12 protein-coding genes are annotated in these 13,172 nt (G+C 49.1%); 1 reads left to right on the top strand and 11 read right to left on the bottom strand.

Going from position 1 to position 13,172, the window contains the following annotated elements; all coding sequences use genetic code 11:
• Positions 1–91: 91 nt before the first annotated feature.
• The 10 genes from GJR95_RS36845 to GJR95_RS36800 form a co-directional block, all read right to left on the bottom strand.
• Positions 92–853, bottom strand: a complete 762-nt coding sequence (locus GJR95_RS36845; protein WP_162390618.1) for a hypothetical protein — start codon at positions 851–853, stop codon at positions 92–94.
• A gap of 411 nt (positions 854–1,264) precedes the next feature.
• Positions 1,265–2,059, bottom strand: a complete 795-nt coding sequence (locus GJR95_RS36840; RefSeq protein ID WP_232541314.1) for a TIGR01777 family oxidoreductase — start codon at positions 2,057–2,059, stop codon at positions 1,265–1,267.
• A gap of 141 nt (positions 2,060–2,200) precedes the next feature.
• A complete protein-coding gene (locus GJR95_RS36835; protein ID WP_162390617.1) occupies positions 2,201–3,268 on the bottom strand; it encodes a medium chain dehydrogenase/reductase family protein in 1,068 nt (355 codons plus the stop codon).
• Between the two features lie 143 nt (positions 3,269–3,411).
• A complete protein-coding gene (locus GJR95_RS36830; RefSeq protein WP_162390616.1) occupies positions 3,412–4,011 on the bottom strand; it encodes a Crp/Fnr family transcriptional regulator in 600 nt (199 codons plus the stop codon).
• Between the two features lie 158 nt (positions 4,012–4,169).
• A complete protein-coding gene (locus GJR95_RS36825) occupies positions 4,170–5,300 on the bottom strand; it encodes an adenylate/guanylate cyclase domain-containing protein (protein ID WP_162390615.1) in 1,131 nt (376 codons plus the stop codon).
• Positions 5,301–5,471: 171 nt separating this feature from the next.
• Complete coding sequence (locus GJR95_RS36820; protein WP_162390614.1) at positions 5,472–6,164, bottom strand: aspartate/glutamate racemase family protein; 693 nt, start codon at positions 6,162–6,164, stop codon at positions 5,472–5,474.
• Between the two features lie 70 nt (positions 6,165–6,234).
• Positions 6,235–6,885, bottom strand: a complete 651-nt coding sequence (locus tag GJR95_RS36815; protein ID WP_162390613.1) for a hypothetical protein — start codon at positions 6,883–6,885, stop codon at positions 6,235–6,237.
• Between the two features lie 286 nt (positions 6,886–7,171).
• Positions 7,172–8,185, bottom strand: coding sequence for an AraC family transcriptional regulator (locus tag GJR95_RS36810; protein WP_162390612.1), 1,014 nt, complete (start codon positions 8,183–8,185; stop codon positions 7,172–7,174).
• A gap of 56 nt (positions 8,186–8,241) precedes the next feature.
• On the bottom strand, positions 8,242–8,625 hold the full coding sequence (locus tag GJR95_RS36805) for a DUF4260 domain-containing protein (RefSeq protein ID WP_162390611.1): 384 nt from the start codon (positions 8,623–8,625) through the stop codon (positions 8,242–8,244).
• A gap of 223 nt (positions 8,626–8,848) precedes the next feature.
• Positions 8,849–9,754: a helix-turn-helix transcriptional regulator gene (locus GJR95_RS36800; protein WP_162390610.1), complete on the bottom strand. Its 906-nt coding sequence runs from the start codon at positions 9,752–9,754 to the stop codon at positions 8,849–8,851.
• Between the two features lie 276 nt (positions 9,755–10,030).
• Here GJR95_RS36800 and GJR95_RS36795 point away from each other — a divergent pair, with 276 nt between their 5' ends.
• Entirely contained in the window at positions 10,031–11,089 is a 1,059-nt protein-coding gene (locus GJR95_RS36795; RefSeq protein ID WP_162390609.1) for an NAD(P)-dependent alcohol dehydrogenase, read from the top strand.
• Positions 11,090–11,402: 313 nt separating this feature from the next.
• On the opposite strand, the gene GJR95_RS36790 is transcribed toward GJR95_RS36795, so the two are convergent.
• Entirely contained in the window at positions 11,403–12,698 is a 1,296-nt protein-coding gene (locus tag GJR95_RS36790; RefSeq protein WP_262889824.1) for a serine hydrolase domain-containing protein, read from the bottom strand.
• Positions 12,699–13,172: the final 474 nt, after the last annotated feature.

The raw sequence follows: 13,172 nt of genomic DNA, 5'->3' as shown, positions 1-13,172 counted from the left end.
TTTGGTCAAGAAGTTGGAAAAATGTTGTAGGTTTAGCCAAGCAGGGAGCGACAGTCATGGTTTTGTAGTCTAGAGAACCACAAAGGTATGGCTAACTGCTCCTTGCCGTTTTTATAAGAAAGCCCTGATCAACTTTATTAGAGATTTTTGCAGAATAAGCAGAATAAATAGAACTTAGATCATTTTTAATGATTGGGTTGGTAACCTCTACATATTCACGAAAACCTATAATAAATGTATAGAATGGATTTTTAGAATCTGGTTGTGCAGTTGACAAATTATTTTGAATTGTTATTCTGTAAAGTTTTTTCTCTTTGGATATTATTTGTTCGGAAATTTTAAATCTATCATTAGTATAGAAGTATGTACCTGAACTGCCACCCAATCTTCTATAATTTCTTTCTGTCATTTGTGTATGAAGTTCATCCAAATAACTATGAGAAACATTCAGTAGTGCTATTTGGGGGTTTCCAGCTAATGGTACTATTATCCCTAGTGTTCCTTCAGCATATGAACCATTACCACACGTTCCAACCATGCTTTTTTTGCTGGTCGTCACAAGATTATAACCTGCCTCTCTGTATACTGCATCTAAATTTGGATTTATAGTGCTGAATTTTTCCAGCTCTTTTAAAGTAAAATTCCTGCATTGGGCTATCGTGGCCTTAGGTTGTAATAATACGACTATAAATCCGATTGTTATAATGATGAATTTTGTAATAGCGGTATGGTTTCTCATCATAAACTGATTTAAATGGTTTTCCTTATTTTTTGCAAAAACTTGACCTTTGGGGCGTTCAAACTTTCTCCGGGACGCTGGCAAACAAGCATTTGATGAGCGAACACTCAACATATTATTGGGCGAGATTTTGCGAAACTATTGCTGGCTAAATGATTGATAGTAACTCAATACTAGTACCGTGTTTTTTTCGTCTCATTAGGTAAATCGGGCTCTTAATAGCAAATAAATCTCTTTTGCAATAGAATGACAAGCCTCCTGAAATTAATGCTATTGTACATCATCTTACTATAAAGTCTCTTTTAACGCCCCAATTATGAAGCAGCTCCATGAACGTTCCTTCGTCTCAGGTGGGAGCGAATTGTGAGACAGTGAATTTTTACTATCTGTCCAACGCCATCAGTAGCATACGAATCGAGCCATACCAGGGGAAGAATGGGCAAACGTGGTTTTTAGGGTGAAGATGGCCAACGCGTTCCAGTAGTCTAATGCTTTAGATCTTAGACCCATTGAGTCCTCCGCGTGTTAGGAATAAATGGCGCTTAGTGCTTGATCAAGGGTAGGATAGCTATAGTGATAGGCTTGCAGAAGCTGTTGGGGTGGGACAGCCCTGGCACTATTGAGGACAAAAGCACTGCGTTCCCCCATCATCAGCTTCAGCATAAAAGCGGGAATGGAAGGCATCCAAAGCGGTTTGTTAAAGTGCCGGGCCAGGGCTTCCATAAATTGCCGATTGGTGAGCAGACCCGGAGCGGTTTGATTAATCACACCCACCAATGAAGGGTCCCGAACCGCCAGGCCATACAGCCCCACCACATCCTGCAGGTGTATCCAGGGAACCCACTGGCGACCGCTGCCGATAGTGGCCCCAAAACCCGACTGGATCATCGGCACCAACGAAGCCAACGCCCCACCCGCTTTGGTGAGGACGACCCCCGTGCGAAAGATAACCACGCGCAGGCCCAGGGCTTTCCCTTCACCAACAGCAGCCTCCCACTGCTGGCAGACCGTTCCCAGAAAATCGGGCGATGGAGGGCTATGCTCGGTCAGGATTTCATCGGATCGGTCCCCGTAGAACGCGATACCCGAGGCCGAGATGACCGATTTGACGACATGAGGCCGCTGGCCCATCAATCGGTAGAGGAGCCGGATCGATTCGGTACGGCTGCGGCTAATTTCCAGCTTGCGGGCGGGCGTCCAGGTCTCCTCGGCGATGTCCGCACCCGCCAGATGGATGATCGTATCGACCCCGTCCAGGCAACGCGCATCGATCTGTTGTTCCACAACGTTCCAGCCGTAGGTCGTGACGTCAGCAATGATGGATGGGGTACGGCTCAGGTGGCTAACCCGGTGCCCTTCCCCGAGCAGGGCTGTGTTAACGACTTGCCGACCAGGCCATTGCCGCCGGTTAGTAAGATATGGTGGGTTTGTTGGGGATTGTTCTTCATGGCATGCGGCCGTTTAGGCGTTCGGGGACTGGTTGGGAATGAGGATGACCTTGCCATAGGCCGTTCGGGATTCGGCCAGTTCCATGGCCTGTTGAATATGGTCAAGGGGAAAACGGGCGGCAATGCGGGGGGGAAGCACACCACTGGCCAGCAAGCTCATGAGCTGGGCAAAATCGTCCTGTGAGCGGGTTTGAAACGCCTGACTACCCCGACCCGCCATGACGTCATAGAACAGAGCCTGGCGACCATTCGGCAGCAGGTTCCACCAGGTTAGCTGGGCGATTAGGTTAATGAAATTAAGTAGCATCGATTTTTTACTCAGCATGGCCGAGGCAATCGCGTAACTGACCAGGGTGCCACCCCGCTTGAGTAAGCGAAACGAGTGCGTAATACCGGCCCCACCTACATTATCGAAAACGGCATCGACCCCATCAGGCGCCAGTTGCCGAATCTGCTGGGCCCAGTTTGAGTCGTTATAATCTATGGGCTCAACGCCCTGCTCTTTCAGGGTAGCGTGGTGCCGACGCGAAGCCAGCCCGATGACCCGTACGCCAGCGTGCAGGGCCAGTTGGACCAAGGTTGTGCCGACACCCCCGTTGGCGCCATGCACGACGATGGTTTGACCCGCGCGAATGTGGGCTTTCCGATGCAACATCTGCCAGGCTGTGAGCCCATTGACGACCAGGGCTTCGGCTTCGGCCGGATCAATCCCAGCCGGAACAACCAACAACTCACCAGCAGCACGCAGGGAATAGCTGGCCCAGCCTCCGGTTTTGGTCAGGGCGGCCACCCGTTTGCCCATCCACGATGCATCAACGCCCGGACCAATGGCCACGACCGTGCCGACCAGATCGTAACCCGGCACAAAAGGGAACGTCGGCTGGCCCGGATAGCGGTTCCGGCGCATGGCCTGCTCGGCAAAGGAGATGCCACTGGCTTCTACCCGGACGATCACCTGGCCCCTCGCGGGCTGGCTGAGTTGGTGGTTGTGAATGAGGAATCCACTGGGTTCCACCGGGGCTGGTAGCACGACCTGCTGGCTAACGAATGGGAATGAATTGGCTTCTTTTATCGGTTGCATCGCTTTGTCTGTTTGTGTGCCACAAAGCTACCGGACCACCTCGGGCCAAAACGATAACAAAAGATAAGAACGAGTCGGGCTGCGTTCGGTCGGGCCTTGCCTCACCCGTAGTCGGATCATCCGGCACCCGGTTCGACCATACGTTATTTAGGGATGATTCGGTTCCGAATTCGACTCATGCTAACGGGGGTAATGCCCAGGTAAGTAGCAATGTAGTGCTGGGGTACTCGTTGGAGGAGGTGCCGCTGATCGCCTTCCAGCAGGGCCAGATAGCGTTCTTCGGGGCTAAGCATCAACAGGCCCGCCATCCGCTCTTCCAACGCCACCATTATGTATTCGGCAAACAATCGGCCAAATTCCTGCCAGCCCGCATACTGACGGAAAAGGGCTTTCAGGACGGGGTAAGGAAAAACCAGACACGTAGCGTCACTGAGGGCTTCGATATTAACTGGCGATGGCCGGGCAGTGATGCAGCTCATGTAAGCCGCTATCAACTGCTGGTCAAAGAAGAAATACGTGGTGCGTTCTTCGCCGTCTTTGGTGTAAAACTGCCGGAATACGCCCTCCAGGACAAAGCCTACCTGATTGGCAACGACCCCCTGGGTGGCCATGAATTGGTTTTTTTTCAGGTGGACGATCGACAGGTGTGGCTCCAGGCCATGCCATTCCTCATCCGACAACACCACAAACTGGTGAATATGCTGCCGCAGTTGTCGGGCTGCGGGGTGGAGCGAATCGTTCATCGGCTAGGTTGGTTCAGAAAAATCCTAAACTGGGTCGTTCATCTACTTGATCAATGAGCAAAAGCTCAGTCGCCTACGCCTGTTGTCTTTCCTGATTGGTTTGCCATCATTTTTTAACCGGCCATGGGAATGTAGCCTGCCTATTGACCTTCCAACAGCTACAAGGACGATGGTTTCCTGGATTGGCCTGATAAAATTGAGGTTGAAATGGCAAATAGCTCCATGGGTTTACGTCGGCCTTTCAGCAGGTTCTGGCCAACCGATTTTAGGGTGTAGGTAGCTGGGAGCTGAAGTCGTTTAGCCAGGTCTTCTGACACCAGCAGCTCAGCCTCGAACTGGTTGCAAAGTCCCTGGATCCTGGCCGCGGTATTCAGGACATCGCCGGTGAAGATGATTTCTTTTTTCAGCGATCCGATTTCCCCAGCCGTGACCAAACCAAAATGCAGCCCGGCTTTGAAGCCCGGTAAAATGCCGAACTTGCTACTGTACGTTTCCGCCTGCCTCTCTAGCGCGCGTTTCATCGCGAAGAAGCACTCAATACTATTATTATTTTTTAACCCCTCGTTCAGTGTCCAGCAGACGATCATCTCATCCCCCGCGTATTGATAGATGGTACCCCCATAATCAATAACCGCTACGGAGAGGTCAAAGAAATAGTCTTTTAACAGGTCGAAGTACTTGACATGGCCCAGATTTTCCGCGATTGTCGTCGAGGCCTTCATATCCAGAAACATAAATATTCGTTCTTCTTCTACGGGATGATGGTATTTCCCCAAAAAGAAATTACGCAAGGTGCCTGGTCCAATAGTGTCGCTAATTTCAGCATAGAATTGTGCGATCACAACGATCGAGGCCATGTACACCATAATACCTATTACCGCTGCGTAGTCAGTGAAAAACGCCCAGGCTGGAGATGACAGATTTTTGAAAGAATGCTCCTCAGGCATAGTTAGCGCATTGATCAACACTAAGGTGATTAAGAAAGCACTAACAATGATCAGATACAGCAGGGATTTAACTACGATCTTTCGGGTGAAGCTCTTTTTTATAAACCACCTACTGAAATAACCGATCTCCAGAACGCCGGTCAGCATACCCATCATCAGACCCGCGGCCGGGATTGTTACCGTGTTTCTAACAAAATTATACGCAACGCCCGTCTTGGGATAATGGTCCAGCTGGCCGAGAATACCTTTCTCCAGCAGGCAATAAAGTAGGCTAAAAATAAACCACAATACGCCGAAAGGAATGACACGAGCAACATTCCTCTTGGTTTTTAGCGACAGCATAGCGTTCGGTAGTGTGGACTTGTCATGAAAATAACGACAATTTTTTATAGCTAGCCCTATACCTGGTAAAAACACCACATAAAAGCATGACAAGACCAGCGGCTGCACCGGCTCAATCCGGAGAATACGCTCGCTCTTTGTGGCAGGCAACAGTTGGCTGTTGCCCTGTCATCATTTGGATAAGGCAAAGTCAACCGCTGCCTCGGAATGAATGGCGATCGTATCAAAAATTGGAATAGGGCAATCCGTTTGAGTAAGCAATAGTGAAAATTCAGCGCTGCCAAAGACAACTCCCTCTGCTCCGCAACTTTTTAATTTGTCAATAATGTCGATGTATTTATTTTTTGTTTCGTCTTTGAAAATTCCTTTTGTCAATTCGTTAAAAATAGACGCATGAATATACTCCTTATCCGCTTCGTCGGGAATAATCGTCTCAATGCCCAACTGGGAAAGACGATCTTTAAAGAAAGGATGTTCCATGGTAAATTTTGTTCCAAGAAGCGCAACCTTATTAGATTTTTGGCAAACGATTTGCTTGGCTGTTTCCTCTGCACTATGCAGCAACGGAATGTTTATTTTTTGCCGAATCGTGTCAGCAACCAGGTGAACGGTGTTGGCACACATCACAATGCAGTCTGCTCCCGCATGCTCAAGTTGTATCGCAATGCCTGATAACATCTTTTCAACGGCATCCCAGTCGCCTACATGTTGTAGTGAACTGAATTCTTCAAAGTCCACCGAAAAGAGAAGGAGTTTAGACGAATGAGAGCCGCCAAGCCTTTGATTGGTGAGTTGATTAAGCGTCTTATAATAAACGGATGTAGCATACCAGCTGACCCCACCAATCAGTCCTAAAGTCTTCATAAATTAGTTATTAGTTCGTCAAACCATGAGTTGTTTTTACCTAGCCGCCAACGTTCGAGGCTTAATTTTTCTATACAGCTTCCCGATTTGCATCGACCCAGTAGCCAAGGGCTACGACCAGCCATAATATCTGAGCGCTCCAGGCCAGGGCTGCGACACTGGCAGGGGCCGGACCGAGGGCACCGCCCACATAAACGAGCACTAAAAAGGCGATCATACCCCAGAGTGCAAAGCGACCGGTGCGGTTACGCGCCCGGGTGTGGCGCAGGTACACCCATAGACCCACCGCCAGCGAGCCCAGTTCGAGTGCCAGCGTTGCGGGCAGATTTTGCCACAGACCCAGCCCGGCTTTTGGGGATTGGCCGAAGTAAAGGGGCAAATCAGGCCGGTGCATGATCAGGTCGAGCAGCCAGTGACTGGGCACCAGCAGGCCCACCAGCAGGGCTTCACGCCAGTTACGCCGGAATAGGCCGTAGGCAAGGCCCAATGCTATCCCTAATACCCCTTCTGCCAGCAGACTGTGCGAGAAGGGATAATACACAAAGTCAAGGGGCGAGGCCGCCAATAGACCGGGACGGATTTCGACACGTTCTACACCCAACAGCAACAGTGTAGGCCATAGCAGATCGGCCAATTGTGTAGCCAGAAATAAGGTACCCAGTGATACGCGTGGTTGCAGGGGCTTGGTCGCCAGACCGACCCCAAAATGACCTAAAAACATGGTAGTAACCCAGTGGGCGTTAGTATGCGGCAAAGGTATTGTGTGCCAATGGCTGGCTTGTTGACCGATTGCGAAAATTGGATTGACTTTTCGCGCAAGGCGTTAAAAAGGCAGCGACATGAACGTCATTTAGTAGCTTGTTGCCCCCATGCCTCCCGCATCTCGATCCGCTACCAGTCCCCACATGCCTTCGTCAATACGGGGTAGTGTTGCTGGCAAGACGCTCCTTCCCCGCTTCGGAGTGGGCTAGCCAAGCGGTCCAGGGCAACACCGGCGTTTCATACGACTAGTACGACGCCCGGCGGAACATACCGGGCGTTTGGCCGGTCCAGCGCCGAAACGCCCGGATAAACACACTCGGTTCGGCGAAACCCAGCCGTAACGCGATGTCTTTGATGCTGAGGATACCCTCGCGCAGGTGGCGTTCAGCCAGCTCACGGCGTACCTCATCGAGTAGTTGCTGGTAGCTGTAGCCGTCCTTACGCAGTTGCCGCTGGAGGATGCGGGGGCTAAGGCTAAGGGCTTCGGCCACGGCTTCCAAGGTGGGTTCGGATTGAACCAGCAGGTGTACCAATTCGTGGCGTACGCGGTCGGCCAGAGCGGGTAGTTTGTGTAGTCGGGCCAGCAGGGCAGCGGCATGCGGCTCGAGCAGTGCCAATAAGTGCGGGTCGGCGGTCAGGATGGGTAGCGCTAACACAGCAGCGGGCAGGCGCAGGGCTGAATAGGGGGTACCAAATTGCACCAGGGCCGGTGCAAAAACACGAACGTGCTCGCGGGTATTGGCCGGAGCGGGATAGGCCAGGTGTAGCGCTTCGGGAGCGAGAGACTGGCCACTCAGCAGCCGTAGCATATGCAGATAAATGGAAAGCTCGGAGTTGAGCACAAAGTGCGGATACACGATCGAGGGACTGGTTATTTCGACGACCAGTTCCACGCTGTCGCCAATGTGGCGCAGGCTGATGCGCGTGCCGCTGCAAACGATATCCCCATAGTGGCACAAGTTGTGAATGGCCACGCCCAGTGTGGGGCTATGCATGAGTACGTATGCCAGCACGCCGTAGCTGCTGTGGTGGACGTGCTGGGCCATATGCAGGTCGAGGTGGGGGTCGCCTGTGACCTCTACCGCTAGGCCCCACAGGCGTTGCATGGTCGCCATGGGTATCCGGCCGTCGGGATCGTCCAACTCGGCAGTATCCAACCCAACTGCCTGGCTCAAAGCCCCGGCATCGGCCCCGCATTGCGTGACGGCATAAAGCAGCCCCTTTACGGAAGCGGACGAAATGGTAGCGTCGGTAGGCATGTGTTTACCTGAATTTATCAAAGGCTACTAGCCTCTGGTGGTTGGTTCGTTGCCGATCAGGCAACCGCTACTTCAGTAGTAGGCGTCGTCGGAGCGGCTGCCTCACTCAGGTGCGTATTGGTAAAGCCCGTCGTGTATTTCAATCCGGCTCCTATCATTCTATCCATTGAGGAGTGGCCAAAGAGCAATATTCCCGCCAACGTCAACTCATTGTTTTGTAGCACAAACCCAGCCACGCCAACCGCAATGGCCAATGCCTTGTGGTGGAACAGGTTGTAGCTAAACGCACCAACTTTAGCATTCATCAGATACCCCAGCATACTGACATCGGGGAGCAGCAACAAAGCCGGGTATACCCACCAGACGAATGGCAGTTTAGAAAACAAAAAGATCGAGAGCGCGAATTGAGCGACTTCTTCAATGGTGATGAGCGTTTTCATACGTGTAAGGTGTTTGTTTTACCCATAGGCCAAAGGTACGGCCTTGTCTAAAACAGATTCCTTAACAAAAGATAACGAATTAGACTGGAATGATGGGACGACGAATATGACTTAACTCAACGAGGATAATGCCCGAATACCAGCGTTTATGTGAGAATCAGTAATTCATGGCTACAGGTCAGGACAACCATTAACTGTCAGGTGAAGTCGTGATTGCCACACATCAAATCGTTTGCATCTGCCTATAAAGTTTGGGGGTGAGTTGCTGGCTTCGTTTAAAAAAATGAATAAAATGTGGCAAGTCATCAAAGCCCAAACACCAGGCTATTTCAGTAATATTCCAATCCGTATGCTGAAGTAGACTCCGGGCTTCCTGCATTAGGCGTATAGCAATCAGTTGAGACGTCGTTTTGCCCGTTACTTGCTTCAAGGCATGGTTCAGATGGTTGACATGAACCGATAATTGGGCCGCAAAGTCAGTTGGATAACGTAAGGCCATCCGCTGCATGGTCGACTCAATGGGAAACTGCCTTTCCAGGAGTTCCATAAAAATGGACACAATGCGTTGGCTACCATTGGAGTCGGTATACCGCTGAAAAGTAGATGGCTCCAGCTTGAGGGCCGTAAGAATAAGCTGTAAGACCATGGCTCTGAGCGAATCATATTTATATCTGAATTCAAGCGCAATTTCGCTCAGCATTTGTTTGAATAGATTCTCAAAATCAGCGAATTGCTCCGGGCTTAAAGGGAAAAGTGGGACATAGCCTGGCTGGAAAACGGGGTATTCGTTGAGGCTAATGAACTGATCAAAAAACTCATCGGTAAAGATACAGAAGTAGGCAACTTGCTCCGATTCCAGATGCTCCCAGGAATAAGGGATGTTGGGATTAGTAAATAGCAGCCCGCAATCAAACTCCATCGTTTTGTCCGCATAATACAGTCTCGTTTTCCCTTTTAACAGACTGATTTTATAAAGCGACTTTCGGCTAAACGGCTTACAGTTGAACCGCTCATCGTTCGTGTGCCTGACATAAAAAACATTGAAATGCTGAATATCTTTACTGATATCGGCGGGCATCCAAACGCGCTCGTCCAGCTTCAGGTCTTCACTTAAATCGATCTTTTTCATCCTGCTTTAGCTTGCGTCTTCCTTGTCACTTTGAAATGGCCTTTGGTTAACCCAAAATTCATCAAAAAGAAAGGATTGTAGTTGCTGATACCAAATAAAAAGCTGTAAAATTCAAATATTGGCTTTAGTGGTCAATGGAGGGCTTGCCCTTATGTATCCTCTCACTCGGGGGTAAGTACTCTTTGATTTTCCCAGTTTTCTGTTTGATATACACATCTGTGCTCGAATGCCTTGCCGATACCTTTGCAGCTGTCAAATCAACAAAAATCGTAAACAATGATAGCCGCAAAAGGGTATGCAGCACAACGTGCCAACGAATCATTAACTCCCTGGAACTTTGAACGAAGAAAGGTAGGAGCCCACGATGTCCAACTCGAAATTTTATACTGCGGAGTCTGCCATTCAGATTTAGCCCAGATCAACAATGAATGGTTTCCGGGTATTTTTCCCATGGTGCCGGGACACGAAATTGTCGGTCGCGTCATTCAGGTTGGTGGCCACGTAAATGGCTTTAAGGTTGGCGACCTGGCCGGTGTGGGAACCATGATTAATTCGTGCGGAAGGTGCGACCATTGCCACGATGGTTTGGAGCAGTACTGTGAAGAAGGGGTTGTGGCTACCTACAACAGCCTTGATAAATTTGGAGACGGCAAACCCGCTTACGGAGGGTATTCCAATACGATCGTATCCCATGAAGCCTTTACCGTTCACATTCCGTCAACACTCAATCTGGCTGCAACAGCGCCCTTGCTTTGTGCGGGAATTACCACTTATTCTCCTTTGAAACATTGGAAGGTTGGTAAAGGCCATAAGGTTGCCGTATTGGGTCTGGGTGGGCTTGGTCATATGGCCGTTAAATTCGCCGTGGCATTGGGAGCGGAAGTCACTATTTTGAGTACCTCTCCGCAAAAAGAAGCCGATGCAAAACGATTAGGTGCCCATCATTTTGTGGTCACAAAAAATGCAGAGCAAGTCGAATCCGTAAAGGCTTCTTTTGATTTCATCGTGGACACCTTGAGTGCCGAGCACAGCTTTGATTTTTATCTGTCTTTGCTCAAAGTGGACGGTGTGCACATCTGCGTAGGGGTTCCTCTGGGTGGCATCCACCTGAATGGAGCCTTGGGAGCCTTCTCCTTATTGGGCGGTCGAAAAAGCATTGTCGGCTCCTCTTGTGGGGGATTAGCTGAAACACAGGAAATGCTTGACTTTTGCGCAGCTCATAAGATTGTGGCGGATATTGAACTCATCGACATCAAAGACATTCATGCTGCCTACGACCGAATGCTCAAAGGCGATATTAAGTACCGCTTTGTGATCGATATGGCAACGCTATAATAGCGTTTATAGTTAAATGGATGTGCCAGTCACGACTTCGCCTGACACTTTGGCTAATTTATCGTTTCGTAAAACGCCCGAATTACAGATACTCAAATGTCGCCACGGCTCATGCGGGAGCATTTTATGAGACAACATGAGCATATTTACCGCTGTGGATAATTTTTCTGCCCATGCGCTTTATGAAAAATTGGTTTTGAAAGGCAAATGCACGATTTAACTTTCTATGATTATCGAATTAGGCTAGATGATAGTGATGAGTCGGCGACGAGATAGGAGAACCTTACAACCCGTAAACCCAATTACCACCAACTTAGCGTTTTACCCACATCAACTGACCCATATTCAATATAGTACTATCGGAGATGCTGGTAGCGATAAATTCATAATTAATACTGTAACCACCCTTCCCAGAACCTCGAAAATGGGTATTACCCATCGCCTCTAAAGGTGATTCAGGTAAAACACCAGCCAAATAGCTGGAGTATAATCTCCCTTCTTTCAACCAAATCCGTAGGCTATCACTACCCCCTGCCAACTGATAAGTTCCGGTAAACTTAGCCAGGTCACTCACTGGCTTTGGGCTGAAAACCGGCTGTATTAATCCACTGATATAGGTGTTGATTCGGGAAAAATCAAAGTCCGTCGTGTTCGTCAATACGACCCAGCCAATCTTTAAATCAGGGTTCAAGACCAGTTCACAACGGTAACCCAGCATGGCCCCCTCATGCACCAGGTAGGGATAGGCAGGTTTCCAACCAATGTTGAAGGCTTGCATCATCGCTCTGTTCTTCTGGGAGAGCACTTGATCCGCGTTTGCCGAATTGGTTTGGAATTGAAAGCTGATAAATTTGGCTAAGTCTCGGGCACTGGTATAAAGCCCCGCAGCGGGAACCGCTGAATTAGGTTTGAAAACAGGCACTTGACGATAATCTTGAGTAGGCTCATCGTAAAAATAGCCTTTAGCAACTCCATTCCTGGCTGGACTTTCCGCGTAAAAGGCACTGTTGTTCATGTGCAAAGGCTGACAAATATTCTTAATGATATAGGCTGCATAGTCAGTTTTGGCTGCCCGTTCCAAAGCAATGCCCAGCAGTGAATAGCCTAAATTGGAATAGTGTCGATTGCCATAGCTGAGGAGTTGGTAGTCGGGGTATTCTTTAGGAATCGAAGCTAAGGATTGTAAAAACGCCTTCTTAGGAGCAGCTTCAATAGCTTTTTCAGGGCTTGCAGCCAGAATCCAGCGATCAATTTGTTTGGTAAATTGAATGTCCGCTGGTGAATTGCGAGGCAAGCCCGATGTGTGGGTTGCTAGTTGGAGCAACGTCGTAGCGGCTTGATCATGTGCTTGTCCATCGGCCTTAAACTCAGGCACATATTTTTTTACCGGGTCATCAAGTCTCAATTTTCGCTGCTGAATGAGTTGCATGAACATGGTAGCGGTAAACACTTTAGTCAGCGACTGGATGGAGTATTGGGCATCCAGACTAGCGGGTACTTTTTGAGCCATATCCAGATAGCCACTTGCTTCCCCGAAGATGATTTGGTCCTCATGGACAATAGCCAGCACCACGCTAGGTGAATGATAGCGACTTTGAAAGCCGGCCACTCCTTTTCGCAAAGCCAGAACGGTAGAATCGGGTAATACACCAAATGATTGACAAAAAACTGGCAGAACAAGGGTTAAATTGACAGCCAAAATAAGTAAGGTCTTTAACACGATGGAAAAGTATTAGTGGGTAAATAGACGTATTAAGGGCATCTAATACCGAATACTGTGCCAATAATAGATGGCTTGAAATCAGCTAATTGAGCCAAGAAAGATTTAATTGAGGGTGCGATACCGCACGAATCGTGTGAAATCGCACTAGGCCTGTATTGAGCTTGCCTAGCACTATCCTTGCCTCATTTTTTATATTACTAAACGCCCATTCAGAACATCAGATGTCTCGAGTGGGAGCGTTTTTGTAAGACAAAGGTGTTTCTAAGCTTAAACGCTTATCCTTCCAATATAGACTTACCAGTCAATCAATAAGCCGTCCGTTTCGGTACAGTAACTGTCCATTTTTGGACAACGCGGGAT

This window comes from Spirosoma endbachense (assembly GCF_010233585.1).
GTDB classification, from domain to species: Bacteria; Bacteroidota; Bacteroidia; order Cytophagales; family Spirosomataceae; genus Spirosoma; species Spirosoma endbachense.
The sequence above is the reverse complement of the archived record's forward strand: the minus strand, read 5'-3'. Positions and strand labels throughout refer to the sequence as shown.